Source organism: Geothrix campi (assembly GCF_024609265.1).
Taxonomy (GTDB): Bacteria; Acidobacteriota; Holophagae; order Holophagales; family Holophagaceae; genus Geothrix; species Geothrix campi.
Window position 1 is genome coordinate 62,026 of sequence record NZ_JANHMP010000002.1, and the last position, 25,155, is coordinate 87,180.

Sequence of the window (25,155 nt, forward strand, 5' to 3'; positions counted from 1 at the left end):
TGGAGGCATGACGAACGCCTCGCCCATGCCCTGGGACCGCCCCGCCCCCGAGCGAGAGGGCCTGCCCTCGGCCTGGTCGCTGTTTCCGGAGGACCTGGCGGCGCTGGGCTGCCCCGGCAGCGCCCTGGAGACGTTCAAGCGCCTCCACCGGCCCTGGACCTGGAAGGACGGCGCGCCCGACCTGGGCTCCGGCATCCGCCGCTGGCTGGAGGGTGTGGCGGATCTGCGCCTCCCGCGCCTCGCGGAACGCCAGCCCTCGTCGGACGGTTCCACCAAGCTGGCCCTGGAGCTGACGGACGGCAAGCGCATCGAAGCCGTCCACATGCCGCGCAAGGTGCGAAACCCCCGCGTGACCTACTGCATCTCCAGCCAGGTGGGCTGCGCCATGGGCTGCACCTTCTGCGCCACGGGCAGCATGGGCATCCTGCGCAACCTCCAGCCCGGCGAGATCCTGGGCCAGGTGCTGGCCCTCATGGCGGATCTGGGGCCGGATCGCGGGCATGAGCTGACGCTGGTGTTCATGGGCATGGGCGAGCCCCTGCACAACCTCGACCACCTGCACCGCGCCATCCGCCTCATGTGCCACCCGGCGGGCCTGGGCCTGGGGAAGAACCGCATCACCGTGAGCACCTCGGGCCTGGTGAGCGGCATCGAGAAGCTGGCGAAGCTCGAGCCACGGCCCTTGCTGGCGTTGAGCCTCAACGCCACCACGGACGAGGCGCGCGGCCGCACCATGCCCGTGAACCGCGTGTGGAACCTGGCGCGGCTGCGGAAGGCCCTGGACGACTGGGGCCCCAAGCGCGGCGAGAAGTTCTGCTTCGAGTACGTGCTCATCGCCGGCGAGAACGACACCGAGGCCGACGCCCAGCGTCTGGCGGACTGGCTGGGCGACCTGCGCAGCGGCCACAACCTGAACCTCATCCCCATGAACGAGCACGCCGCCAGTGCCTTCCGCGAGCCCGGCGAGGACCGCGTGCAGCAGTTCGCCGAGTGGCTGAAGGCGCGCGGCTGCTTCGTCACCGTCCGCCGCAGCAGGGGGCGCGATGTGCAGGGGGCCTGCGGGCAGCTGGTGAAGGGGAGGTGATTCCCCGGAGCTGGAGACCGGTCAGGGTGTCTCTTCGGATCGTTTCCGCAGCAGGCGGAGCCACTGGAAGGCCCAGGGCGCGCTGAGCACCAGCAGGGCCGGGATCCCGATCCACACGACCTCGGTGCCCAGGGAGAACAGCAGCCAGTCGAGGAGCTTCCCGGAGAGGGGGATCGGCGACACGAAGATGGGCTGCCAGACGCAGACGAACCGCGCCTTGGAGAACGGCAGCAGGAAGGCCACGCCCGTCCCGCCGAAGGTGCAGGCATCCAGCAGGCCATGGGAGAAGGCCGCGGAAAGGAGGCAGGCCCAATGACGCGGGTTGCGGAGCTCGGACCGGAAACCGATCAGCATGGCTCCGGTGGCGATGAGTACGGCGGCGATCAGGGAGTGGCTCATCCCCCGGTGGGAGAGGCTGGTGCCATCCAGGAGCGGGAGGAATCCCGTGAACCAGTCCAGGTCCGGTGCCAGCGCGCAGGCCACGGCGAAGGCCCAGGTCCGGCGGGGGGGCCGGCCCTTGGTGAAGGCCGCGCTGATGGTGAGGCCCGCGAGGGCGTGGCCGAGGAGGGAGGACATGGGGGATCCAAAAGGTCAGAGCCGGAACAGGCCCAGATCTGAGGGGACCCGACACGCTCGCAGGTGGTTCGACTGAATCCCGCCCCGGGACCTGATGACTGATCAGCAGAACGCGCAAACGGCCATGATATCCCAGCCGACGGTCACTCCGCGACGGCGAACACCACCTTGTCGTTCTTGAAACGGGGCAGAGAGAGCAGTTCCACCCTGGCGGTCTGCCGATCGCTGCTGATGGACAGGCGGTAGTGTTCATTCTGGGTGTAGGACCCGGGGACGACGCTCACTCTGCTGATCTGCCGCAGGCCGAGATCCTGGGCCCGGATGAGGAGGGTGCGGTCGGACCGGAGATCCAGGTTCTGGGTGAAGGCCGCGTCCCGCCAGCTGCGGCCCGACTGGTTCTTGCCGAACAGGGGGACTTCGATGATCCCCTCCTGCTCCAGCGTGTCCTGCACGCCGACGAGGTAGTGCAGGGAGTTCAGCCGGGCGAGCTGCTCGGCATTCTCGGACTGGAGGCGGGCCTGCCCTTCCAGGACGAGTGCCCGCTCCGCCTGGATGGCGGCGATCTCCTGTTCGATGCCCTGCTTCTGGCTCTCCAGGATCCGCAGTTCCCGCTGGAGTCGGCGGCCGACGGCCACGGCCTGGTCGCGCTCGCCGATGAGGGGATTCGGATTCTGCCGGGCGAGGCTGCGGGGGGTGATCGGGGCGGTGCCCTGGGAGACCCAGGTGCCGTAATCGCCATTGACGTAGAAGTGGTAGACCTCGAAGCCCGGGGCGAGGCGCTCCGAGAGGATCACGCGGCTCAGGGCCTTTCTGGCCTCTGCGTCCGAGTGCCCGTGACTCTTGAGGAACCGCAGCGCCAGTCCGTAGTGGCTGTCATTGGGCCTTGCGATCTCCGGCGCAGGCAAGGCGGCCTTGAGATCCACCAGATGGTCGTTGAGGGTCCGGAGCTCTGCATCCTTCTCCAGGATCTCCCGGAGCAGGCCCTGGCGGGAGGTGTCCTTCTCGATCCGGATCCGCGCCTCGAGGGCCTTCTTCTGGTCCTCGGTCAGCAGTAGGGGATCGGCCGCGAACCGGAGGTCCCCGACCCCGGCCAGGCCGAGCCTCCGGAACTGCTCGCTCCAGGCCTGCCGGAGCTGCTGCGCGGCCTCGTCGGCCTGGGACGCCTTCGCCGTCAGGGCGAGGATTTGCGGATCCTCACGCTTGCAGGCCGTGAAGACCGTCGAGAGCGAGGCCACCAGGAGCATGGACGAGAACCACCGGCGGCCGGCAAAGACCATGACCCCCTCCCGAGCAAGGACAGTCCAGGACGCCCGGGACATCCCTTCGAGTGTATTCAGGCGGCTGGATCCAGCCAAGGAACCTGGCTCCGATCAAGGAGGGGCGTGATTTCTCTTTGCGCCCGCCCGTCCTGGAGTGGATCGTTTTACATGCGCATTCCCATCCATCAACTCCCCCACGGCCTCGGCCTCGACCTTCCGGTGGCGGCCACGGCCCACGCGGCGGGCATGGACTTGCGGGCCGCAATTCCTGAGGGCGATCGGTGGGAGATCGCCCCGGGCCAGCGGCGGCTGGTGCCCACGGGCCTGGTGCTGGCCATCCCCCAGGGCTTCGAGGGGCAGGTGCGACCCCGTTCGGGCCTGGCCCTGCGTCACGGCCTCACGGTGCTGAACGCGCCCGGCACCATCGACGCCGACTACCGCGGCGAGGTGCAGGTGCTGCTCATCAACCACGGCGAGGCCCCCTTCGAACTGCGCCGCGGCGAGCGCATCGCCCAGCTCCTGGTGGCCCCGGTGGAGAGCTGGACCTGGCTCCCCGAGCCCAGTGTCGAGGCCCTGGGCGATACCGGGCGCGGCGACGGCGGTTACGGCAGTACGGGACGCTGAGAGGGTGGATTGGACACAACCCGGTTCCTCCCGCCCTCCTTGGCGCTGTAAAGGGCGGCATCGGCCCTGGCCAGGATGCCGTCTGGAGCGACATCGTCCGGATCGAAGGTGGTCAGGCCGATGCTCGCGGTCAAGGTGATGGGCCCCTGGCCGGATTGGACCGGCGTGTGTGCCAGCTGGTGCCGGAAGTGCTCGGCGAAGGCCATGGCACCAGCCTCGTCCGTGCCCGGGAGCAGGATGCCGAACTCCTCCCCGCCTAGGCGGCCGAAGAGGTCCAGCCGCCGCAGCCGCATCCGGGCCAGGTCCGCGAGGTGCCTGAGCGCGAGGTCCCCGGCGGCGTGGCCATGGGTGTCGTTCACCTGCTTGAAGTGGTCCAGGTCTAGCAGCAGGAAGGCCGCGGGCTTGCTGAAGCGCTTATGGCGGGCCAGCTCCATATCCATCTCCTGGAGGAAGCGGCGGCGGTTGGCCACGCCCGTGAGGGGATCTGTGGTGGCCAGGCGCTGCAGCTCCGCCTCCATGGCCTTGCGCTGGGTGATGTCCTCCTTGACGGCTAAGTAGTGCGTCGTCCGGCCGCCGGCATCCACGACGGGAGAGATGCGGGCCAACTCCCAATACTCGTCGCCGTTCTTCTTCCGGTTGATCAGTTCCCCTTCCCAGGGGAGACCCTGGTTGAGGGCGGCCCACATGTCCTCGAAGGTCTTCCGGGGGGTGTGGCCGGATTTGAGGATGCGGGGATTCCGGCCGAGCACCTCCGCCAGCGTGTAGCCCGTGGACCGGGTGAAGCCCGCATTGACGAACTGGATGTCGGCGTGAGTATCGGTGATGACAATGGAGGCGATGCTCTGTTCGACCGCGGCGGAGAGGAGGCGCTGGGACTCGGCCAGCCTCTCCCGCTCGGTGACATCCTGGCCCAGGGCCAGCAAGCCGATGATGGTCCCGTCGGCGTCCCTCAGGGGCTTGTCGTGCCACTCCACCAGGATCCAGCGCCCGTCCCGGGCGATGATCTCACTGGTGTTCGCGGTGCCCCGGCCTCCGGCAATCGCCTTCAGGAAGCGCTCTCGCGCCTCGTTCCGCTCCGCCTCCGGCGGGAAGATGGCGAACCAGTCGGCATTCTGGAGCTCCGACTGGGCGTAGCCCGAGAGTTCCTCCATGAAGCGATTGAAGCGGAGGATCCGCCCCTCGGGACCGAGGACGATGACGATGGCCTGGGCCGTATCGATCAGCCCTTCCGCGAAATCGCGCTCCCGGCGCATCGCCTCTTGCAGCTCCTTTCGCTGAGCGAGGGCCTGTTCCGTCGTGGCCTGGGCCCGCTCGAGGGTCTCAGCGACGCGTCCCTGCTGCAGGCCCAGCCGGATCGAGTCGCCGAGCATCTCGTGCAGGTGCTTGGTACCCGCGAGGATGTAGCCCAGGAGGAGGAGGCACATGAACCCGAAGGCCCACTGGAGGCCGGAATGGGCCCGGAGCAGAATCGCCACCGCCATGGGCACGCCAGTCAGCACCACGAAGGCGCGGAGGGCGGCCGGGACGGCCACCAGGATGGGCACGGAGCCAGCCACGATTCCGGCCAGCACGAGCCCGGTGAACATCCGTGCCTCCTCGCTGCCGTACCACACGAAGGGGACGGCGCCGACGCCCCAGGCCGCGGAGACGAAGGCCGTGGCCAGCACGTACCGACGGCGCCAGGCCATGGCGTGACCGGCATCCGGAACTGTCGTGGTGAAGAGGCGGGCCAGCGCGTAGCGGGCCGTCGTCGCCATCGCGACGAGCCCCCACCAGGCCAAGGCCATCCTTGCCGGGGTGCCCTGGGTCACGTTCACCCAGGCCAGCAGCCCGGCGGTGGCCAGGTGCGCACCCCAAGTGAAGGTCGCGTTCTTGAATATTTGGACTGTCATCCGCCGCTTAGCTTCAGCTTCGACGTCCGGATGGAGGTGGATCGACATGACCAGGTTCCTGATGGGTCGACTCGGGGATCGGGACCACGGTCGCTCACCCTTCTTGTCGGGTCGGAGCCCTCCACCCTGGAATTCTGGTTTGAACAGCTATAGGATCACCCTCCATCCCGGAGGTCTCATGCGACGCGCCGCCCTCGCCCTCTCCCTGGCCACCCTCCCGCTGCTGGCCGGCCAGCCGCTGGCCTATGCGGACGGCGCCACGAAGCTCGCCGGCTACCTGGCCAAGCCCGCGGCCACCAAGGGCAAGGTGCCCGGTGTGGTGGTGATCCACCAGTGGATGGGGCTCACAGACCACGAACGCAAGGTCTCGGACGACCTGGCCAAGCTGGGTTATGTGGCCTTGGCGGCGGATATCTATGGCGAAGGGGTGCACCCCGCGAACACGGTCGAGGCCGGCAAGCTGGCGGGTCAGTACAAGGGTGATCGGGCCCTCTACCGGCGCCGCATCGCCGCCGCCCTGGAGGCCCTGAAGGCCCAGAAGGGCGTGGACGGTACCCGCGTGGCGGTCATCGGCTTCTGCTTCGGCGGCACAGGTGCGCTGGAAGCGGCCCGGGCGGGTCTGCCCGTGAAGGGCGTGGTGTCCTTCCATGGTGGTCTGGACGTGCCGACGGGCTTCCAGCCCGGTCCCATCACCGCCAAGGTGCTGGTCTGCCACGGTGCGGATGATCCCTTCGTGCCCGCCAAGGACGTGGCCGCCTTCCAGGACGAGATGCGGGCCTCGAAGGCCGACTATGTGTTCGTGGCCTACGCGGGCGCCGTCCACGCCTTCACGCAGAAGGAGGCCGGCAGCGACAACTCGAAGGGAGCCGCCTACAACGAGGCCGCCCACCGCCGCAGCTGGCAGCACATGAAGGACTTCTTCAAGGAGATCTTCTAGCCAACCGTACAAGGCTGCGCCCCGCGATCGCGGGGCGCAGGTGTGAACAGCCTCAGTTGGCGCGGTTCGGATACACGGGCTTGCGGGTGGCGGCAGGCTGCTTCTTGATCGCCGCTTCCACTTCCTGGATGGCCCGATCCAGCTGGGGATCCTTGCCCTGGGCGAGCAGGGCGGGATCGTCGATCACCTCGATGTCGGGGTCCACGCCGTGACCCTCGACGATCCACTTCCCCTCCTTCGAGTAGATGCCGAAGGTGGGGACGGTCACGTTGCCGCCATCGATGAGGGCAGGGGCCCCGCTGATGCCGATGAGCCCGCCCCAGGTTCGGCGGCCGATCAGGGGACCGAGGCCGGCCTGGCGGAAATAGTGGGGGAAGAGGTCGCCGCCGGACCCGCTCCAGCCGTTGATGAGCATGGCCATGGGGCCATTGTGGGCGATCTGGGGCCACTGCCAGTCCTTGCCGTCGCGCACGCCCCAGTAGTTCAGGGTCTTGCGGCCCAGCATCTCGATGAAGCGGTCCGGGATCTGGCCGCCGCTGTTGAAGCGTTCGTCGATGATCAGACCGTCCTTGTCCCACTGGCCGCGGAACTGGCGCACCAGGTCGTTCTGCCCGCCAATGCCCGTGTCGGGCACGTAGACATAGCCGATGCGGCCGTGGGAGACCTTCTCCACATACTTCCGGTTGGCCTCGATCCAGGCCCAGTAGCGCTGGGGATAGTCGTTGGCCACGGTATCCACCGCCACGTCGCGGGCACCCTCCAGGGAGGGCTTGTCGTTGACGGTGAGGAGCACGGTCTTGCCCGCCAGCCCCTGAAAGGCTGCCCAGGGATCCGTGTGGATATCGAGGGGGATGCGGTTCACGGCCAGGAGGTAGTCGCCCTCCTTCACCTTGAGGCCCGGCTGGGCCAGAGGGCCCCGGACCTGGGCATCCCAGTCGGCACCGCGGAGGATGGTCTTGATGCGGAAGGCACCGTTTTCCAGGACGAAATCCGCGCCCAGCAGCCCCACACCCAGCCGGGCTGGCACCTCCTGGTCGCCGCCGCCCCGGTAGGCGTGAGAGGCGTTCAGCTCGGAGATGAGTTCGCCGATGACGAAGTTCACATCCTCACGGGTCACACAGTCCTTGAGTAGCTTCCCGTAGCGGACCTTCATGGCCTTCCAGTCCACGCCGTGCATGCTCGGGTCATAGAACAGGTCGCGCTCCAGGCGCCAGGCATCGTTGAAGATCTGCTGCCATTCGGCCTGGGGATCCACCGTCATCATCAGCTCGGTGGTGGGGAGCTTCTTCTCGAACTTCTGGTCGGGCTTGAGATCCACCAGGACATAGTCCTGCTTGCGGTTCACCAGCACCTTCTTGCCGTCGCCGCTGAGGAGGGCGCCGTCCACATCCGCCAGCACAGCCTTCTCCTCTCGCTCCTCCAGATCGTAGGTGTAGAGAGTGCTCTTGGTTTCGCCCATGGGGTTCAGCTGGATGGCGCGGCGGTAGACCAGCTTGCCCTTGGTGGCGGTCACGTCCGCGTAGTAGCCGGCGGCGGGCGGTAGCAGCACCATCCGCGCCTCGATCCCCTCGAGATCGATCTCCACGGGTTTGACGGCTTCCTTCTTGTCCGCGTCTTTCTTGTCTGTGTCCTTCTTGTCGGCGCCGTTGCCGGCATCCTTCTTCTCATCCTTCACGCCATCCGCATCGTTGCGGGGAGCCATAGGTGAGGCCACGTCCTTGCGCAGGGGGAAGGCCGCGAGGCGGGTGGTGGCCGCATAGGCCCAGGAACCGTCCAGGTCGCTGTAGGTGGGGCTGAACTGCTGTCCTGTGGTGAGGAAGAGGTAGTTGCCTTCGGGGTCGAAGACGGGATCACCGGCGTTGTAGAAGGGCGAGGTCAGCTCATGGCGCTGGCCGGTCTTCGTGTCGTAGACCGCCACCACGCTATTGCGGTTGGCGGTGTCGTGGGGATAGGCGAACCAGCGGCTGTCTGGGGACCAACTCGCGCGGAACTCCTCCAGGGGCTCCTCGAACATGTAGAGGCCCCGGTCCACCGCCTGAACCTTGCCGGTCTCCAGATCGCAGAGGTTGATGCGCATGGCCTGGTCCGCGAAGACCACGTGCTTGCCATCCGGGGACCAGGAGATGCGGTAGCGGAAGCCGGGGCCCAGGTGCGTGACCTGGCGCTCCTGGCCGGAGCCGTCCGCGGGCCGCACGCACAGCTCGTACTCGCCGCTACGGTCACTGAAGTAGGCCAGCTGCTTCCCGTCATGGGACAGCACGGGGTAGCGCTCCGCGGCGTCGGAGGTGCGCGTGAGGTTGATGACGTAGCCCTTTTCAGCGGGCACGGAGAAGACCTCGCCGCGAGCCTCGAAGACCACACGCTTGCCCTGGGGCGACAGAGTGGGGTTCTTGATGAGCTTGCTGGCGTTCTCCGTCCGGGGCTTAAGAGTGGCCCGGTCTGTCACCACCTCGACCTTCACCTCCACGAGCTTCTCGGTGGGGAGTTCGATGCGGTACAGCCGGCCCCCGGCCTCGAGCACGATGTCGGCGGGGCCGATGGCCGGGAAGTGGGCGTCGTAGTCCTTGAAGAAGGTGATCTGCTTGAAGGCCTTGGTGGCCAGGTCGTAGGACCAGATGTTGGCCCGCTTCACGCCATCGCGGTCCGACAGGAAGTAGAGCTTCCCGCCGTGCCACATGGGCTGGGAGTCGTTGGAACCGCCCTCGCTGGGGAGGCGGCTGGCGGTCTTCTTCTCAAGGTCGTAGAACCAGATCTCCGAGGCCATGCCGCCGCGGTAGCGCTTCCAGGTGCGGAAGTCCGTGCTGATGGGTTGATAGGCCAGTACCTTGCCGTCCGGAGACAGGGCACCGAACTCCGCATAGGGCAGGGGCAGGGCCTGGGGCAGGCCGCCGCCCTTGGGCACGAGGAAGAGCTTGTTGAAGCGGTCCTTGCCGGACTCCATGCCCGAGGCGAAGAGCAGGGACTTGCCGTCGGGGGTCCAGTCCACCATGCGATCGGCCATGGGGTGGTGGGTGACCCGCGTGGGAATGCCGCCAACCACGGGCAGTGTGTAGACATCCAGGTTGCCGTCGTAGTTGCCGCTGAAGGCCAGTTCCCTGCCATCGGGCGAGAAGCGGGCGAAGGACTCCTCGCCCTTGGGGGTGGACAACCGCTGGGCCACGCCGCCCGTCTTGGGCACGAGCCAGAGGTCGTTGGCGTAGGTGAACGCGATCTGGGTGGCCGACACGTCGGGGTACCGGATCAGGCGAGCGTCGATCTGCGCCGTCGCGCTGACGGAGGCTGCCACGACGAGGGCAGTGGCGAAGAAGGGCAACAGGCGCATACGGCTCTCCGGGTTCCTGAGGGGTCCACGCATCTTACGCACGAGAGGGCGGGAAGGTTGAGGGCCGATGGTGACTTGCGTTGGACAACACAGATCGCCCCGGGGCCCTCGCTGAAGTAAGGTGGCTCCCGGAGGCCGCCGTGCGAACCATCCTTTGCCTCGTCCTCGCCTGTTCGGGTCTGCTGGCCCAGCGCTCCCCGGTGGAGGAAGGCGCCCTGCGCGCCCACCTGGCCTTCCTGGCGGATGATGTGCTGGAGGGCCGTGGCACCGGCCAGCGCGGCGGGGAATTGGCCGTGCGGTATCTGGAGACCCAGCTCCAGGTGCTGGGTCTCCAGCCTGCCAACGGCGCCAGCTACCGCCAGGCCGTACGGCTATCGGGCGTCCACCTGGACGCGGCCGCCAGCAGTCTCGCCTTTGAGACGCCGAAGGGCGGCGTGGCGGCGGCGCTTGGGGCGGATCTCGTGGTGGGCGTGGCCGGGGCCGAACCCACCCTCGCTGTGGACGCCCCCCTGGTCTTCGTGGGCCATGGCATCGCCACCCCCGATGGTACCCGAGACGACTTCAAGGGGCTGGATGTGCGCGGCAAGGTCCTGGTCATGCTCGTGGGCGACCGCAAGGGCGGCGCGCCCATGCCTCTCTGCTGTCAGGCGGAGAACTATCAGGGGCGCTGGACCTACAAGTTCGAGGAAGCCCGCCGCCGTGGAGCTGCAGGCGCGCTGTTGGTGCACACGGACGCCTCCGCCGGTTATGGGTGGACCGTGGTCCGGAACGGCTGGACCGGCGAGCGCTTCCAGCAGCAAGGTTCAGGTCAGTCCGGCGCCATGCAGGGCTGGATCACCGAGGCCTTCGCCATCCGTCTCTTTGCCGCCGCGGGCCAGGATTTCCGCGCCCTGAGCGCCGGCGCCGACTCTGCAGGCTTCCGCCCGGTGCCGCTGCCCATCCGAGCCCGGGGGACGCTGCGCTCCGCCGTCCGGTCCCTGGAGCAGTGGAATGTGGTTGGCGTCCTGCCGGGCACGGATCCCGCCCTCCGCGACGAATGCCTGATCTACTCGGCCCACTGGGACCACTTCGGCAAGGGGCCGGACGGGGCCATCTACAGCGGCGCCGTGGACAACGCCACGGGCTGCGCCGCGGTGCTGGCCCTGGCGGAGGCGCTGGCGGCCCGGCTGCTCCCGCGCAGCGTGCTGTTCCTCTTCCCCTGTGCCGAAGAGCAGGGCCTGCTGGGCTCCTCGGCCTACGTGGCCGGGCCCCTGCGGCCGCTGGCGAAGACCCGGCTGGTCATCAACCTCGAGAGCCTCAACGTGGTCGGACCCACCCGCGACATCGGGTTGCTGGGCTCGGATGATCCGGCCACCCGCGCCCTCTGTGCCCGGGCGGCGGCGGCCACGGGCCTGGCGCTCACGCCCGCCAAGGCCGACCCCACGGGGCTCTGCTTCCGGTCGGATCACTTCCCGTTCATGCGGGCCGGCGTCCCCGCCCTGTCGCCGGGCTTCTCGCTGGATGGCGGCTGGGACTACCTGGGGGACAAGGCCGCAGCTCAGGCGAAGGCCTCGGACTTCCTGAACCACTACCACCGCCCTTCGGACCGCTACGACCCCGCCTGGAACCTGGCGGGCCTGATGCAGCAGGTGCGCTTCGCGCTGGAGCTGGGCCGGCTGGCTGGGACCGAGCGCTGAGGGATCAGACGCGGTGGCCGGGCTCTGCCCGGACATCGCGTGGGGGTCAAAGGGGGGACGCAGAGCGAGCTTCGGCGAGCGGGCGGTCCCCCCTTCATGTCAGAGACCCCGCACCGCCCAGCGCAGCTTGGCGCTGGTGGAGCGGGGATTGGCGCGGCGCTCCTCCGACGAGGCGCGGATGGGCTCGGGGGCGATGGCCGTGTACGTTCCCTCGCGGAGGCCCTGGAGGAAGGCCTTTTTCACGCGGCGGTCCTCGCCGGAGTGGAAAGTGAGGATGGCCACGCGGCCACCGGGGTTCAGGCAGCCGGGCAGCAGGGCGAGGAACTGGTCCAGCACCGTGAACTCGTCGTTCACGGCGATACGCAGGGCCTGGAAGGTGCGCTGGAGGGCTTTTTTCGTTTCATCTTCGTCGAATCCCCCGGAATGCAGGGCGGTGCGTACGCGATCCGCCAGGTCGCGCGTGGTGCGGATCGGCTGGCCCACCACCTCGCGGGCGATGGCCTCGGCGTGGGGTTCGTCGGCGTTCTCCATCAGCAACTCCGCCAGCGCCGGCGCATCCAGCGTGGCCAGCAGGTCCGCGGCGGAGCGGCCGCGCTGGGGGTTGAGGCGCAGGTCCAGCGGGCCTTCGACCTTCCAGGTGAAGCCCCGAGCCGGATTATCGATCTGCATGGAGGACACGCCCAGGTCCGCCAGCACCACGTCGAAGGGGCCCACCTCGGCCCGCAGGCGCGGCAGGCCCGCGAAGTTCATGCGTCGTGCGGTGAACACGTCCTCCCCGAACCCCAGCTCCCGCAGGCGCGCCTCGGTGCGCGGCAGTTCCAGGGGATCCACATCCACACCGATGAGCCGGCCTCCCGGCAGCAGGCGAGGCAGGAGTTCCCGAGCGTGGCCGCCATAGCCCAGCGTGGCGTCCAGGGCCACCTCGCCTGGCTTCGGTGCCAGGGCTTCCAGGATCTCCGCGACCATAATGGAGCGGTGGGTTCCCGCCGGCGTGTGGCCTCGGGCCGCCACCTTGGCCTGCTCCTCGGCGTAGCGCTCCGGAGCGAGTTCCTTGTACTTCTCATCGAAGCGCCGCGGGTGGCTGCCCTTGTAGCGGGGGCGGCGCGGGGGCCGGCCTGGGGCCTGATCGTCGTGTCCAGTCATGAGGCCATGGTACCCGTCAACGGGTCGTGACCTCCTTCAGGGCCAGGGCCATCCGGCGGCACGCTTCGTTCTGCTCCTCGACAGTATGAGCGGCGAAGCCCAGGCTCACGTGGGCGAGCGGTTGCCGGTTCAGGTCGTACAGGCTGCCGGGGTAGAAGACGACGCCGTGGGCGAGGCAGCGCTCGGTCCAGGCCTCGAGCGGCACCGCTTCGGCCACGCCGGCCCAGAGGGAGAGCCCCTCCCGTGGGTTCTTCACGGAGAGCGCCGGGTGGAGGTGCAGGAGGAGCCGGTCGACCATGGTCTCCCGCCGCTCGTCCGTGAGCTTCCGGACGCGCCGCAGGTGGCGGACGATCTCGCCGTCCCGCAGCGTCTCCTCGATGGTGGCCTCCTGCACGAGGTTGCCGGGCCAGTCCACCAGCTGCCGCTGCTGGGCCAGGGCCTTGATGAGGCTGGCCTCACCGGCCAGGAAGCCCACCTGGAGGCCCGGGGCCAGGATCTGCTCGAAGCTGCTGAAGTAGAGCACGCGGCCGAGGGGATCCTCGCTGGCCAGCGGCAGGTGGGGGTTGCGCTCGCGGTGGAAGCCCAGGGCAGGGTCGCCCTCCAGGATGCGGAACCCGTGGGCCTGGGAGAGCTGGAGCAGCCGCTGGCGCCGGGCGGGGTCGAGGTTCACCTGGGTGGGTTGCTGGGGACCGGCGGTCAGGTAGAGGAGGCGGATGGGTTCCCGACGCAGGAGGAGCTCGAGGGCCTCCACATCCAGCCCATGCGCGTCCACGGGGACCGGGAAGAGCCGCGCGCCAGCGGCCCGGAAGGCCTCGGCCACCCGGAACTGTCCCGGGTTCTCCACTGCCACCGCGTCGCCCGGGGCGAAGAGGACCCGGGAGACGAGGTTGAGCGTGCTCATCAAGCCCCGGGTGAGCAGCAGGTTGCCCGCCTCGACGGAGAGGCCGCGCAGGTCGCGCAGCATCTTGCAGAGCGAGTTCCGGAGGTCCAGGAGGCCCCGCGGATCCCAGCCCGGCTGGAGCAGGCGCTCCGGGTGCAGCCGCAGTACCCGGCCATAGGCCCGGTGGATGGCGTCCGTGGGGGTGAGCCTCAGGTCCGTGGTGTCCGGGATCAGCTGGAAGGATTCCGGCGCGGCGAGCCCGGGCTGGAAGAAGGGGCCGCTCCGGGGGGTGGCCCGTTTCCAGGAGGCCGAGTCCTGGGCCGTGATCCCCGTGGGGACATCCAGCACGACAGGCTGTTTCCGGGCGATGAACGTGCCCCGGTCCGGGGCGACTTCGATCCAGCCCTCCGCTTCGAGTTCCCGGTAGGCGGTCAGCGTCGTGTTGCGGTTCACGCCGAGGAGGTCCGCCATGGCTCGGGTCCCGGGCAGGGCCTCCCCCGGCTTGAAGCGTCCGTGCCGAACGCCCTCCTCGATGGCCTTCACCAGCTGGAGGTACAGGGGTTCCGGAAGGGATCGATCCAGTGCGATGGCGAGATCCCAGGTACCCAAATGGAACTCCATGGCTCGGGTTGGAAGGTGGTTGCTGGGTCAGAATCTGGCTGCGGACAGATCCCGTCAAGGCGGCCGGGAAAGTCCACAGCCCAGGTTGGGGCCCGGGCCACCCGGCACCAGATCCGATTTCGGAATCCGGAACCCTCCGGTACGGCATCAACCCCCTTCGGTCTCCCGGACAATGGGCTACCATCCACGAAACCGCAGGCTCTCCGGATGATCATGCCGATCCGTCGCTGGACATTCCCACTGGTTGCCGTTCTCGCCTTCGGCCAGGAGGCCGCCCCCTTTGCCCCGGCGGCGCCTGGGTCATGGCAACCGGCGTGGGAGTTGACGCTGCGGGGTGATCGTCTCTCGGATCCGGGCTATGTCTCGGATTCCTTCAAGCGCGTGGACCTCCAGCTCCGCCTGCGCTGGGCCTGGGAATCCGGGCACCTGCGCCTGGAAGCCGGAACGCGGTCAGCCCTGGGTTCGGACGGGAACCAGTTCAACGCCCCTCGGTGGGACCAGCAGCCATCCAACGGAACCCAGGTGGATGTGGCCCGGGGGACCTTCTCGTGGCTGTCGGAGCGGGCCTTCGGGTCCCTGAGCCTCGGGTTCCAGGAGAACGGGCTGCTGGCGTCCCAGGCTCTGTGGGACCGGGACCTCCGCTTCCTGGGGGCCGGAGGGCGGTTCGGGGTGCGCGACGAAGCGGGCTTGCTCCAGGAGGCGGGCGTCCGGGCCCAGGCCGGAAGGGTACGGAACCTCCTGGGCGGGGAGGTGGATCTCGCGGCCGGGCAGGTGGTCCTCAAGCTGGACACGGGCCCCTGGTCCTGGAGCGCCCATGCCGGGCGGTGGGGGCTGTCCTGGAACCCCGGTGACGAGCGGCTCCGCCCCCTGCCGGGTCACAATCCGACGGAGCGCCAGCACCTGACTGTCGATACGGCCGGGGCCTCTGGCACCTGGCATGCCACGCTCCCCATCGAGGCGGGCTGGTCCGGTTCGAGGAACCGCGAGACCGGCGAAACGGCGGAGGAGGTGCAGGCCGCCGTGGGGAGCCGCCTGCGGATCTACTGGCCCCAGCTGGCCTTCACCTGGCAGCGGCTGTCCTCCACGGGCACCCTCTACCCGGTGAACGGGGATGAATGGTGGTTCTACCGGAAGGCGCGGGGGCCCCGCTTCGACCTGGCCGTGCCGCTTCCCCGCCGCTGGCTCGTCACCCTCGTGTACCTCCGTCAGCGGACCGATGGCGCCGATGAATCGGTCACCCGGACGATGCTGGTCCTCCAGAAGCGGTTCTGATTCAGTAGGCGCGGTCGTCGGCCGGTGGTGCGTAGTCCCTGCCGAACTTGTTCTTGTGCGGTTCCAGGGCCGGCAACGAGAGGTTGAGATCCCAGGCGCCTCGGGACACCCCGGCCTCGATCTTCACCGTCCAGGTCTTTTCGCCGGATTCGGGATGCCAGAGGCGGAGCCGGTAGGTACCCGGGGGCACCTCGTCGAAGGCCAGGCCGGACCGCCCGTCCAGCACCTGCGCGAAAGGCGTTGCCACCACCCACAGGAAGGCATTCATCTGGTGATGCACATTGCAGTAGAGCTTCACCAGGCCCGGCCGGACCACTTTCACCTTCGGTGCGTCTCCCGGCTGGTACTGCCCCGTGTCGAAGCGGTTGCCCTCGGTCACGCTGAACACGTTGTGGAGGATGTGGTCGAGGTTCGGGAAGGCCACCTCGGTCCCTGGGGTGGCGAGGGAGACCCGGGGGTGGAACTGCTTCCCCACGGTCCGGATGGACACGGGTTTCGAAGGTCCCGGAGGCGGCAGGGTCGCGTCGATGGGTTCCAGGATGGCCACGCAGTCCTTCAGGGAGGCGCGGAGCCGGCCGTCCTTCTCGTGCAGCCGCACGGGCCCCTGGAGACCACCCGCCAGCAGGGGGACGGCCAGGACCAGTACCGGCAGGCCGTTCGCGGGGACTCGAATCATGCGGGACATCCAGGGTAGATTCGAGCCAGTATAGCCACCGACCAAGGAATGCCCATGTCGCAGTCCATGAGCTGGTACCGAACGCTGGCGTGGACCTTCTTCCTCCGGCAGGCGGCCGCGATCGTCGCCCTCTTCGCCCTCATCCTCTGGATGGCCTACAGCGAGGCGGAGCGGGGCGCCCAGGCCACGGCGAATTCCAGCCTGTCCGCCGGGCGGTACGTCGTGGAGCGCGCCTTCGAGCAGCAGGGGCGTTCGCTGGACGCGGGGCTGGAGGTCTTCACCCAGTACTCGGGCAATGTCGCCCTCATCGAACAGGCGCTGGAATCCGGGGCTGCCACCAGCCTCGCGGACACGCTGCTGGAGAACCTGCCGCGCCTGGGGGCGGACCTCGCCCTGGTGGTGAAGCCGGATGGCACCCTGCTGGCCGTCACGGGGGGAGGCGGGCGCCTCTCCTTCCCGGAGGTGGGGATCCTTCAGATGGCCCTGGCTCCGGAGGAGGCCGAGGTGGAAGGCCATCCCGGGCCGGTCTACCGGGGATTCCTCCAGGTCGACTGGGGGGATCGGCCGGGGGTCTACCACGCTGTAGCCCGTCCCCTGAAGGCTCCCGGTGGCCGGTCGCTCGGGGCGATGCTGGTGGGTGTCCGGGTGGACGACCGGGCTGCCAGTGACCTCCGGCGCGTGGCCATCGCGGGGCCTCAGCGCGGCGATCCTTCCGCCCACCTGGCTCTGCTCAGCCGGTTCCAGACCCTGGGCACCACGCTCCGCGGGACCGGGGAACTCGATCGGCTCCTGGCCCGGGAGCCGGCGCTCCTGGCGGTGCGCGGGCCGGTCCTGGATGGGCAGGGCTCCGGCGTGCTCGCCTTCCGCGTGGGTGGGCGGAACTATCTGGGGATGGTCTCGCCGATCCGGGGCGTGAACGCCCTCGATCTGGAAATGGCCGAGGTCCTGCTGATGCCTGTGGATCCGCTCCTGGCGCCCTTCCGCAACCTGCAGCGGGCCATCCTCGCCGTGGGGGCGGCCGGGCTCCTCGTCGCGCTGGCCCTCAGCCTCCGGTCCGCCCGGAAGGTGACGGCGCCGCTCAAGGAATTGGCCGCCGCCACGGAGGCCCTGGCGGCGGGGGAACCCCTGGAGACCCTCGCGCTCAGCCCCACCCAGGACGAAGTGGGCGTGCTCACCCGGGCCTTCAAGTCGATGGTGGCCGAGTTGAAGGTCAAGGATGACCTGCTGGCCCTGCTGGCCTCGGCCCGGAAGAGGCCCATGGAGGGCTCCGCGAAACCCCCAGTGCTCCGCCCCCCGTCCCTGGGGGAGACCGGGATCGACGAGGCCACGCGGCGCCTGGTGCCCGCGGCCACCCCGGTGCCAGAGGAGCCCCTGCCGACCGCTCTCGGGATCGGGGCGACCTTCGCCGGAAGGTACCGGGTGGAACGGCTGCTGGGTCGCGGCGGCATGGGGGTGGTCCTCCAGGTGCTGGATCTGCAGCTCGAGGAGGAGGTGGCCCTGAAGGTCATCCGCACCGAGTTGGCGTCGATCCCCGCGTTCCTGGACCGGCTCAAGCAGGAGATCCGCCTCGCCCGGAAGATCACTCACCGCTACGTGCTGCGGATCCATGATTTCGGCGAGAGCGACGGCATCCCCTACGTGACCATGGAGTACCTCCGGGGCACGACCCTCCGGGAGTTGCTGGAAGGGCGGGGACGCCTGCCGCTGCCGCTCGTGCTGCGGATCGCGCGCCAGGTGGCGGAGGGCCTGGAAGCGGCCCATCAGGGGGGCGTGATCCACCGGGACATCAAGCCCGCGAACGTGCTGTTCGATACGCGGGGCGACGCCAAGATCATGGATTTCGGCCTCGCCGCCCCCGCCGCCGGTGCCGCCCCGGGGGACGCCGAGAACCTCATCGGCTCGCCGCGCTACATGTCCCCCGAGCAGATTCGCGGCGGGCGGGTGGACGCCAGGACCGACCTCTATGCGCTGGGGGTCATGCTCTTCGAGCTGTGCTCAGGGAGTCCGCCCTTCGACAGCCCCCGCATCGAGGATCTGCTGGCCCTGCATCTGGAGGCCCGTCCGCCCGCGCTGGTGGAGTCGGTGCCGGATGTCCCTTCGGACCTGGGCCTCCTGGTGGCCCGGCTCATGGAGAAGCGCCCGGAGGATCGGCCCCAATCCGCCGCCGAAGTGGTGGAGATCCTGAAGGCGCTGGCCGCCAGTGGTGGGGCCACCTCCCGGCTGTGAACCGCCCTCAACCTCGCGGCAGCTGGCCGACGACGCCGCCAGCGCCGCGAGCACCTGCGCCTCCTGGTCCGGGCGGGGAGCATGCCCGCACCCCGGGGGGCAGCTTGAGCAGCCGCGTCTCCGTCATCTGTTCGGCGAGGGCGTCCACCTGCCGCCGGGGCGCTACGCTTTGGGCATGGCATCCTTCACCTTCCATCCCATCGGAACTCTGCGTTCGCCCTACGCGACGCGCATCGACGCGCCCCACCAGCCCACGGTGGTCGCGGGCACGGAGACGGGCGCGCCTGCCGAGGCCACGCTGGAGCTGGACCCCTCGCTGCCGGAGACGGTGCTGCGCGACCTGGAGGGCTTCGAGCGCGTGTGGCTCATCTTCGCCTTCCATTTGAGCGAGGGCTGGGCCCCGCTGGTGCAGCCACCGCGCGGGCCCAAGGCCAAGCGCGGCGTGCTGGCCACGCGCTCGCCCCACCGGCCCAACCCCATCGGGATCTCTTGCGTGGAGCTGGTGGCCGTGGAAGGCCGCACCCTGCGCCTGCGGGGCGTAGACCTGCTGGACGGCACGCCGGTGCTGGATCTGAAGCCCTATGTGCCCTATGCCGACGCCTTCCCGCAGGCCCGCGCGGGCTGGATCGATGCCGTGGATGCTGCCACGGGCGTCCACTCCGCGCCCGGCCCGAAGAAACCCCGGCGCGCTTGACGGGGTGGTGGGGCCGGTCCACCCTACGGACGCCCCCGACCCCAACCCAGGAGACCCCCCATGGTTCCGACACACATTCCGCTCGCGCATCTCTGGCTGCCCATCATCCTGTCCGCGGTCTTCGTCTTCGTGGTCAGCAGCCTCATCCACATGGTCCTGAAGTGGCACAACTCGGACTATCGGGCCCTGCCCAACGAGGACGAGGTCCGCGCCGCCATCCGCAAAGGTTCCCCCACGCCCGGCCAGTACGTGATCCCCTACTGCGGCGACATGAAGGAGATGGGCAAACCCGAGGTCCAGCAGAAATACACGGACGGACCCGTGGGCTTCCTGATGCTGGGCCCCAACGGCACCCCCAACATGGGCAAGGCCCTGGGCCTGTGGTTCCTCTATGCCGTGGCGGTGGCCTTCATGGCGGCCTACGTGGCTTCCCGCACCCTGGCTCCCGGCACCCATTACCTCCAAGTGTTCCGGGTCGTGGGTGCCGTCTCGTTCCTCACCTACGCGGGCGGCAGCGTCCAGATGGGCATCTGGGCGGGCAAGCCCTGGCGCAGCGTGGTCAAGGATCTGATCGACGGCCTCCTGTATGGCCTGGTGAGCGCCGGCGCCTTCGGCTGGCTCTGGCCGAAGCTCTGAGCCCGTGGAATCCGGCCGCGACCGCTACGGACGCATCTCGTACCGGAACCTCATCGCCTGGCCGGAACGCCTGAAGCGCGAGGAGCCGCTCCTCCGGCGAGTGCTGGAGAGCGCGCCCTCGCGCCGCGTGCTGGACCTGGGCTGTGGCACTGGCGAGCACGCCCGGCTGTTGGCCTCCCTCGGTTTCGAGACCACGGGCGTGGACGCCTCCCCCTCGCAGGTGGAGACGGCGCGGGAAGCCGATCCCGGGGGCCGCTACATACAGGGCAGCCTCACGGCCCTGGCTGATCTGGTGGAGCCCGGTTACGGTGGCGCTCTCTGCGTGGGCAACACCCTCCCTCACCTCACGGAGGAGGACGACCTGCGCCGCTGCTTCGGGAGTCTGGCGGGTCGCCTGCTGCCCGGCGGCGTCTTCCTGCTCCAGATCCTGAACTACGACCGCATCCTGGACCGTGGCGAACGCACCTTTCCCGTGCTCGTGCGGCCCGGGGAGGATGGAACCGAGACTGTCTTCCTGCGCCTGATGACGCCCCACGCCGATGGGCGCGTGACCTTCACGCCCGCCAACCTGTGCTGGCGTCCTGGAGCCGAGCCGCCCCTGGAACTGGTGTCTGCCGAAGAGGTCCAGCTGCGCGGCTGGCGGCGGGTCGAGGTGGAGGCGCTGCTGCGCGACGCCGGCTTCGACGTGCGCGAGACGTTTGGCACCATGACAGGCGAACCCTGGAGCCAGACGTCGGCGGATCTGGTGGTGGTGGCCCAGAGGCGCTGAATCACCGTGCCGGGGTCAACCCTGCGGGATCACATGGAACATTACGGCGAACACATGGCAGGCGCTGGCGGCCATGACGAAGAGGTGCCAGAGCGCGTGATGGTAGGGCAGCTTCTTCAGGCTGTAGATGGCGGCGCCCACGCTATAGAACCCCCCGCCCGCGAAGAGCCAGTAGAGGCCATGGGTGGACACGGCGTGGCCGAGAGGTTTGGCGGCGAAGACGATGAGCCAGCCCATCAGGAGGTAGATGCCCGTGGAAATGTAGCCCATGCGCCTGGCGAAGACTGGATCCATGTCCGTGTCCGAAGGCAGGGCATGGAGATGGTCCACCGCGGGGGGGCGGAAGACCTGCTTGGCGAGTCGGGCGTAGAACACGGCCTTGAACACGATGCCCAGCGCGGCCAGGCCCCAGACCAGGCCGAACAGCGTCCAGCCCACGGCACCGCGCAGGGCGGACAGGCAGAAGGGCGTGTAGGTGCCGGCGATGAGCACGAAGATGGCCGAGTGGTCGAAGACCTTGAAGACCAGCTTCACCCGGGGACCGCGGAAGGCGTGGTAGAGGGTGGACATGAGGTACAGCAGGATGAGACTGGAGCCGAAGATGGTGACGCCCACCACATCGCGGGCGGTGCCGTGGAGCGCGGCGAAGACCACCATCACCACCAGTCCCGCGATGGCCAGGGCCACGCCCAGCCCATGCGTCAGGCTGTTGGCCAGCTCCTCGCGGCGGGTCTGGGGAGTCGAGCCTGGAATCACGGCGCTGGGGGACATCCCTCAAGGATGACAGACTCTGAGGGTGTCTTTTCCTGGAGCTTCCATGCGCCTCGGTGCCCTGCTGCTGGCCATCTGCCTCGCTTCTGGCGGGGTGTCCGTCGCCGCGCCTGCTCCCGCGCAGCGCCTCCGGGGCGTGGTGGTGAGCCAGGAACGGCTGGCTTCCGAGGCCGGCGCGGGTGTGTTGCGCGAGGGTGGCAGCGCGGTGGATGCCGCCGTGGCCACGGCCTTCGCGCTGGCCGTGGTGCATCCCGCCGCGGGCAACCTGGGCGGAGGCGGCTTCCTACTCTCCCGCCCTACCGCAGGTAAGGCCTCCTTTATCGATTTCCGCGAGACGGCCCCGGTCGCGGCCCACCCCCGCATGTGGCTGAAGCCGGATGGGACCTACGACGAGGCGAGGCATCACGACAGCCTGGCGTCCGTGGGTGTGCCCGGCACCGTCGCGGGGCTGCGCGAGGCCTGGAAGCGCGAAGGCCACCTGCCCTGGGCGCGGTTGCTGAAGCCCGCCATCCAACTGGCCCGGGAGGGCTTCGTGCTGACGCAGAACCAGGCGGCGAGCTTGGCGGAACAGCTGCCCGCCTTCGCCCGCCATGCGCCGACCCTGGCGCAGTTCAGCCGGAAGGGCTCGCCCCTCCGTGCCGGCGACCGCCTGGTGCAGCGCGATCTGGCCCGTACCCTCACTCGATTGTCGAAGGACTGGATGGACTTCTACAACGGCGAAACCGCGCGGCTCATGGTGCGCGACATGAAGGCGAACGGTGGCTTGATCGCCGCTGGGGATCTGCGTGGCTACAAGCCCGTGATGCGCGAACCGCTGCGCGGCGCGTACCACGGCTTCGAATTGCTGGCCGCGCCACCGCCCAGCTCCGGCGGCCAGGTGCTGATCGAGGCCCTGAACATCCTCGAAGGCTACGACTTCAAGGGCGCCGGCGCGGGTTCACCAACGGCCATTCATCTCGCTTCCGAGGCGTTGCGCCGGGCCTTCGCGGATCGGGCACAGTCCCTGGGCGATCCCGGCTTCAACCCGGATATTCCAATGGCGCGGCTGCTCTCAAAAACCTATGCGACGGAGCTCCGCGCCACCATCCGGCCCGACCGGGCCTCGACCTCGGATCCGGCCCGATTCTCCTGGGAGGCGGATCACCCGCACACCACCCACCTGTCCGTCCTCGACCGCGAGGGTAATGCCGTGAGCCTCACCTACACGCTGGAGGAGAGCTACGGCCTCAAACGCATCGTGCCTGGCGCGGGCTTCTTGCTGAACAACGAACTGGGTGACTTCAATGCGGTGCCGGGGCTGACGGATGCCACAGGCCGCATCGGCACGGCGCCGAACCTGGCCCGGCCCGGGCAGCGGCCGCTGTCGAGCATGTGCCCCGTTATCCTCGTGAAGGATGGCGCGGTGTTCATGGTGAGCGGCAGCCCCGGCGGGCGGACCATTCCCGCCACCGTGCTGAACACCGTGCTCAACGCCGTAGACTTCGGTATGGACGCCCGCGCCGCCGTGGACGCCCCGCGCTTCCACCACCAGTGGCTGCCGAACCATATCCAGGTCGAGGCCAGCCTCCCCGCTGTCACCCAGGAGGCGCTGAAGGCCCTGGGGCACGCGATCAAAGAGGTCCCGAAGCAGGGCTGCGCGCAGGTGATCCTGGTGCACCACGGCCAGGCCGAAGGCGCCGCCGACACCAAGAGGTGGTCGGATAGCGGCGCCGCGGTGGAGTGATCAGTTCTTCAGGTGCTTGTCGAACCAGTGGAGCATCTCCCAGAGGGTGTGTTCGACGGATTCGCGGGCGAGGTAGCCGTGGGATTCCAGCGGCAACGTGACGTAGCGGGCGGTCTGGCCGTTGCCCTTGAGGGCCGCGTAGAGCCGCTCGCTTTGGAGGGGGAAGGTGCCCGAGTTGTTGTCCGCCTCGCCGTGGATGAGCAGGATCGGTGCGTTGAAATGGTTGGCCGACATGAAGGGCGACACCTTCAGGTACATGTCCGGAGCTTCCCAGAGTGTGCGTCGCTCGCTCTGGAAGCCGAAGGGCGTCAGCGTGCGGTTGTAGGCGCCGCTGCGGGCGATGCCGGCCTTGAAGAGGGTCGAGTGGGCCAGCAGATTGGCGGTCATGAAGGCGCCGTAGCTGTGGCCGCCCACGCCCACCCGTTTCGGATCGATGACGCCCAGCTCGTCGGCCTTGTCGATGGCGGCCTTGGCACTGGCCACGACCTGGTCGAGGTAGGTGTCGTTCACGGTCTTGGGATCGCCCACCACGGGCATGGTGGCGCTATCCAGCACCACGTAGCCCGACAGCAGGAAGAACAGATGGGACATGCCGTTGATGGTCGTGAAACGGTCTGCAGACCCACTCACCTGGCCGGCGGTGCCGGCGTCCGTGAACTCGAGCGGGTAGGCCCACACCACGGCGGGGCGCCGCTCGCCAGCCTTGTAGTCCGGAGGCAGGTACAGCGTGAAGCTGAGGGCCACGCCATCGGGTCGCGTGTAGGTCACGAGCTTCTTCTGGATCTTCCGCAGCTCGGGCAGAGGATCCGCGAAGGCCGTGAGGGCCGCCGCAGGGGCGTTCGGGGCGGAGCCGTGCAGGAAGTAGTTCGGCGCCTCCGTGGAGCTCTCACGCCGGGTGATGAAGCGGCCATCCGGTAGCAAGGCCATGAGAGCTTCGTAGGCCCCCTCGCCGCAGCGGAAGAGGCGCTCGGTCCGTAAAATGGCGGGATCGAAGCGGGCCAGGAATGGGCGATCGCCGGAGGGCGTGGCGCCGGCCCCCGTGAGGAAGAGCTTCCCGGCCTCCTCGCGCAGGGCCGTGTGGCCGTTGGGCAGCAGGCGGGTCAGGAACGTGCCCGGGGCTTTGTAGCGGTCGTTGGCGCTGAGGTCGAAGGCCAGACGGGCCTCCGCGGATTTCGCGGGGTCCACCAGCCAGGTGCGGGTCCAGCGGCGGTCGCGCTCGTACTCGCGCACCACGGCCAGGTCACCGGACTCGCCCCACTCCAGGCCCATGAGCCGGGCCTTGAGGCGGATGAGTTCAGCGGGAGCAGTCTGGAAGGGCGCCGCCTGCGTCAGCAAGTGGTCGCGGAACTCGGCGTTCTGTTTGGGGTCGCCGCCGTCCAGGGCCTCGACCCAGGCAAGGGTGGCGGATTCCGTGGGCCGCCAGTGCAGATGGCGGGGGCCCGTGCGCACACCCTCCATGGGGATGCCCTCGGCCAGAGGCAGATCCGCCGCGGTATGGACGACCTTGCCGGTGCGATCCCAGACCTCTTCGCGAACGGGGAACTGGAAGGCCGGCACCAGGTAGGAGAAGGGACGCTGAAGACGCGCCACCAGGATCAGCTTCCCATCGGGCGAGGGCTGGATGTCCGCGTAGAGGCCGGGCTTGCCGATGGGCTTCAGCGCCCCGGTGACGAGGTCCACGCGCACCAGCTGGGACTGGGCCAGGAATTCGAATAGGGTTTCGTCGAAGGCGTTCTGGAGCAGATCCTGGTAGGTGGGCGCGGGGGCGGCCTTGCCCTCGGTCTCCTGGATGCGCGGGCCGACGGGCACCTCAGGCGCCTTGGGCGCCGGGCCCTGGTTCGCGGGCACCGCCTTGGCGAGCAGGGAGCCGTCCGGCATCCAGTCCAGGGGCTGGCCCAGCACCGCGTTGAGCTTCAGGCCCGGCACGCGGTGGACCTTCCCGGTAGTGACCTCGCCGACCCACAGCTCGGTGGCCGCGGCGCCGGTGCCGGTCAGCACGAAGCGCCGGCCATCCGGCGACCAGCGGGGCTGACCCAGGGTTACTTCGGAGGGCAGGACGATGGGGCGGGCTGGCCCGCCCTTCAGGTCCTGGATGGCCAGGGCCTTCAGCCGCGGCGGATTGTGGGGGCCGCGGATGCGGGGGTTCAGGCGCAGGCCCGCCAGGCGGGCCATGGGTTGGGCCAGGGCCTGGATGGGGGGATTGCGTTCGAATTCCGTGAGCAGGAAGCGGTCGCCCATGGGGCTGATCACGAGGTTGGGTGTCCCGGGGGCGTCCAGCACCTTCTCAACGGCCTTGGGCGCCTTCTGGTAGGGCTTCGGCTGGGCGGCGAGGGCCAGGCACAGGAAGGGTGCGAGGAGACGCAACATGGAAACT

At 69.0% G+C, this 25,155-nt stretch carries 19 protein-coding genes; 10 read left to right on the top strand and 9 right to left on the bottom strand.

Annotated elements, in window-relative coordinates; translation table 11 throughout:
* Nucleotides 1-7 precede the first annotated feature (7 nt).
* Nucleotides 8-1,084 carry a 23S rRNA (adenine(2503)-C(2))-methyltransferase RlmN gene (gene rlmN, locus NOV65_RS09290; RefSeq protein WP_257306152.1) on the top strand — a complete coding sequence of 359 codons (1,077 nt, stop codon included), beginning with the start codon at nucleotides 8-10 and terminating at the stop codon, nucleotides 1,082-1,084.
* A 21-nt stretch (nucleotides 1,085-1,105) separates the two neighbouring features.
* Here the strand turns inward: rlmN and NOV65_RS09295 are convergent, their stop codons facing one another.
* Both NOV65_RS09295 and NOV65_RS09300 read right to left on the bottom strand, forming a co-directional pair.
* A complete protein-coding gene (locus NOV65_RS09295) occupies nucleotides 1,106-1,660 on the bottom strand; it encodes a metal-dependent hydrolase (protein ID WP_257306154.1) in 555 nt (184 codons plus the stop codon).
* 143 nt (nucleotides 1,661-1,803) lie between these two features.
* Complete coding sequence (locus NOV65_RS09300; RefSeq protein ID WP_257306156.1) at nucleotides 1,804-2,937, bottom strand: hypothetical protein; 1,134 nt, start codon at nucleotides 2,935-2,937, stop codon at nucleotides 1,804-1,806.
* A 150-nt stretch (nucleotides 2,938-3,087) separates the two neighbouring features.
* Here NOV65_RS09300 and dut point away from each other — a divergent pair, with 150 nt between their 5' ends.
* Nucleotides 3,088-3,543, top strand: coding sequence for a dUTP diphosphatase (gene dut, locus NOV65_RS09305; protein WP_257306158.1), 456 nt, complete (start codon nucleotides 3,088-3,090; stop codon nucleotides 3,541-3,543).
* Here the strand turns inward: dut and NOV65_RS09310 are convergent.
* Nucleotides 3,522-5,483 carry a sensor domain-containing diguanylate cyclase gene (locus NOV65_RS09310; RefSeq protein WP_257306160.1) on the bottom strand — a complete coding sequence of 654 codons (1,962 nt, stop codon included), beginning with the start codon at nucleotides 5,481-5,483 and terminating at the stop codon, nucleotides 3,522-3,524. The two genes, dut and NOV65_RS09310, sit on opposite strands and share 22 nt — an antisense overlap.
* Nucleotides 5,484-5,613: 130 nt before the next feature.
* Here NOV65_RS09310 and NOV65_RS09315 point away from each other — a divergent pair, with 130 nt between their 5' ends.
* Nucleotides 5,614-6,372: a dienelactone hydrolase family protein gene (locus NOV65_RS09315; RefSeq protein WP_257306162.1), complete on the top strand. Its 759-nt coding sequence runs from the start codon at nucleotides 5,614-5,616 to the stop codon at nucleotides 6,370-6,372.
* Nucleotides 6,373-6,424: 52 nt separating this feature from the next.
* Here the strand turns inward: NOV65_RS09315 and NOV65_RS09320 are convergent, their stop codons facing one another.
* The gene (locus NOV65_RS09320) at nucleotides 6,425-9,694 is read right to left on the bottom strand and encodes a S41 family peptidase (protein ID WP_257306163.1); all 3,270 of its coding nucleotides are present in this window, start codon (nucleotides 9,692-9,694) and stop codon (nucleotides 6,425-6,427) included.
* A gap of 140 nt (nucleotides 9,695-9,834) precedes the next feature.
* Here NOV65_RS09320 and NOV65_RS09325 point away from each other — a divergent pair, with 140 nt between their 5' ends.
* Entirely contained in the window at nucleotides 9,835-11,370 is a 1,536-nt protein-coding gene (locus NOV65_RS09325) for a M28 family peptidase (protein WP_257306166.1), read from the top strand.
* Between the two features lie 99 nt (nucleotides 11,371-11,469).
* Here the strand turns inward: NOV65_RS09325 and rsmH are convergent, their stop codons facing one another.
* Entirely contained in the window at nucleotides 11,470-12,513 is a 1,044-nt protein-coding gene (gene rsmH / locus NOV65_RS09330) for a 16S rRNA (cytosine(1402)-N(4))-methyltransferase RsmH (protein ID WP_257306168.1), read from the bottom strand.
* Between the two features lie 16 nt (nucleotides 12,514-12,529).
* The gene (locus NOV65_RS09335) at nucleotides 12,530-14,002 is read right to left on the bottom strand and encodes an aminotransferase-like domain-containing protein (protein WP_257306170.1); all 1,473 of its coding nucleotides are present in this window, start codon (nucleotides 14,000-14,002) and stop codon (nucleotides 12,530-12,532) included.
* Nucleotides 14,003-14,227: 225 nt separating this feature from the next.
* On the opposite strand from NOV65_RS09335, the gene NOV65_RS09340 reads away from it, so the two are divergent.
* Nucleotides 14,228-15,286 (top strand): hypothetical protein, encoded by a 1,059-nt coding sequence (locus tag NOV65_RS09340; protein WP_257306172.1) that lies wholly within the window; start codon nucleotides 14,228-14,230, stop codon nucleotides 15,284-15,286.
* A 1-nt stretch (nucleotide 15,287) separates the two neighbouring features.
* On the opposite strand, the gene NOV65_RS09345 is transcribed toward NOV65_RS09340, so the two are convergent.
* Nucleotides 15,288-15,962: a cupredoxin domain-containing protein gene (locus tag NOV65_RS09345; protein ID WP_257306174.1), complete on the bottom strand. Its 675-nt coding sequence runs from the start codon at nucleotides 15,960-15,962 to the stop codon at nucleotides 15,288-15,290.
* A gap of 54 nt (nucleotides 15,963-16,016) precedes the next feature.
* Here NOV65_RS09345 and NOV65_RS09350 point away from each other — a divergent pair, with 54 nt between their 5' ends.
* From NOV65_RS09350 to NOV65_RS09365, 4 genes are all read left to right on the top strand, one after another.
* Nucleotides 16,017-18,188 carry a serine/threonine-protein kinase gene (locus NOV65_RS09350; protein WP_257306176.1) on the top strand — a complete coding sequence of 724 codons (2,172 nt, stop codon included), beginning with the start codon at nucleotides 16,017-16,019 and terminating at the stop codon, nucleotides 18,186-18,188.
* Between the two features lie 175 nt (nucleotides 18,189-18,363).
* Nucleotides 18,364-18,882 carry a tRNA (N6-threonylcarbamoyladenosine(37)-N6)-methyltransferase TrmO gene (gene tsaA / locus NOV65_RS09355; RefSeq protein WP_257306177.1) on the top strand — a complete coding sequence of 173 codons (519 nt, stop codon included), beginning with the start codon at nucleotides 18,364-18,366 and terminating at the stop codon, nucleotides 18,880-18,882.
* Nucleotides 18,883-18,942: 60 nt separating this feature from the next.
* Entirely contained in the window at nucleotides 18,943-19,518 is a 576-nt protein-coding gene (locus NOV65_RS09360; RefSeq protein ID WP_257306179.1) for a hypothetical protein, read from the top strand.
* 4 nt (nucleotides 19,519-19,522) lie between these two features.
* On the top strand, nucleotides 19,523-20,287 hold the full coding sequence (locus NOV65_RS09365; protein ID WP_257306181.1) for a class I SAM-dependent methyltransferase: 765 nt from the start codon (nucleotides 19,523-19,525) through the stop codon (nucleotides 20,285-20,287).
* Nucleotides 20,288-20,302: 15 nt separating this feature from the next.
* Here the strand turns inward: NOV65_RS09365 and trhA are convergent, their stop codons facing one another.
* On the bottom strand, nucleotides 20,303-21,058 hold the full coding sequence (gene trhA, locus NOV65_RS09370; RefSeq protein WP_257306183.1) for a PAQR family membrane homeostasis protein TrhA: 756 nt from the start codon (nucleotides 21,056-21,058) through the stop codon (nucleotides 20,303-20,305).
* Between the two features lie 46 nt (nucleotides 21,059-21,104).
* Between trhA and ggt the strand changes: the two genes are divergently transcribed.
* Nucleotides 21,105-22,781, top strand: coding sequence for a gamma-glutamyltransferase (ggt, locus tag NOV65_RS09375; protein ID WP_257306184.1), 1,677 nt, complete (start codon nucleotides 21,105-21,107; stop codon nucleotides 22,779-22,781).
* Here ggt and NOV65_RS09380 read toward each other — a convergent pair whose 3' ends face one another.
* Nucleotides 22,782-25,148 (bottom strand): S9 family peptidase, encoded by a 2,367-nt coding sequence (locus NOV65_RS09380; protein ID WP_257306186.1) that lies wholly within the window; start codon nucleotides 25,146-25,148, stop codon nucleotides 22,782-22,784.
* Nucleotides 25,149-25,155 lie beyond the last annotated feature (7 nt).

Bases quoted from the DNA above. Each gene is read 5' to 3' on its own strand.
- rlmN (WP_257306152.1), top strand. From the start codon at position 8: ATGACGAACGCCTCGCCCATGCCCTGGGACCGCCCCGCCCCCGAGCGA.
- NOV65_RS09295 (WP_257306154.1), bottom strand. From the start codon at position 1,660: ATGTCCTCCCTCCTCGGCCACGCCCTCGCGGGCCTCACCATCAGCGCG.
- NOV65_RS09300 (WP_257306156.1), bottom strand. From the start codon at position 2,937: ATGGTCTTTGCCGGCCGCCGGTGGTTCTCGTCCATGCTCCTGGTGGCC.
- dut (WP_257306158.1), top strand. From the start codon at position 3,088: ATGCGCATTCCCATCCATCAACTCCCCCACGGCCTCGGCCTCGACCTT.
- NOV65_RS09310 (WP_257306160.1), bottom strand. From the start codon at position 5,483: ATGTCGATCCACCTCCATCCGGACGTCGAAGCTGAAGCTAAGCGGCGG.
- NOV65_RS09315 (WP_257306162.1), top strand. From the start codon at position 5,614: ATGCGACGCGCCGCCCTCGCCCTCTCCCTGGCCACCCTCCCGCTGCTG.
- NOV65_RS09320 (WP_257306163.1), bottom strand. From the start codon at position 9,694: ATGCGCCTGTTGCCCTTCTTCGCCACTGCCCTCGTCGTGGCAGCCTCC.
- rsmH (WP_257306168.1), bottom strand. From the start codon at position 12,513: ATGACTGGACACGACGATCAGGCCCCAGGCCGGCCCCCGCGCCGCCCC.
- NOV65_RS09340 (WP_257306172.1), top strand. From the start codon at position 14,228: ATGCCGATCCGTCGCTGGACATTCCCACTGGTTGCCGTTCTCGCCTTC.
- NOV65_RS09345 (WP_257306174.1), bottom strand. From the start codon at position 15,962: ATGATTCGAGTCCCCGCGAACGGCCTGCCGGTACTGGTCCTGGCCGTC.
- NOV65_RS09350 (WP_257306176.1), top strand. From the start codon at position 16,017: ATGTCGCAGTCCATGAGCTGGTACCGAACGCTGGCGTGGACCTTCTTC.
- tsaA (WP_257306177.1), top strand. From the start codon at position 18,364: ATGGCATCCTTCACCTTCCATCCCATCGGAACTCTGCGTTCGCCCTAC.
- NOV65_RS09360 (WP_257306179.1), top strand. From the start codon at position 18,943: ATGGTTCCGACACACATTCCGCTCGCGCATCTCTGGCTGCCCATCATC.
- trhA (WP_257306183.1), bottom strand. From the start codon at position 21,058: ATGTCCCCCAGCGCCGTGATTCCAGGCTCGACTCCCCAGACCCGCCGC.
- ggt (WP_257306184.1), top strand. From the start codon at position 21,105: ATGCGCCTCGGTGCCCTGCTGCTGGCCATCTGCCTCGCTTCTGGCGGG.
- NOV65_RS09380 (WP_257306186.1), bottom strand. From the start codon at position 25,148: ATGTTGCGTCTCCTCGCACCCTTCCTGTGCCTGGCCCTCGCCGCCCAG.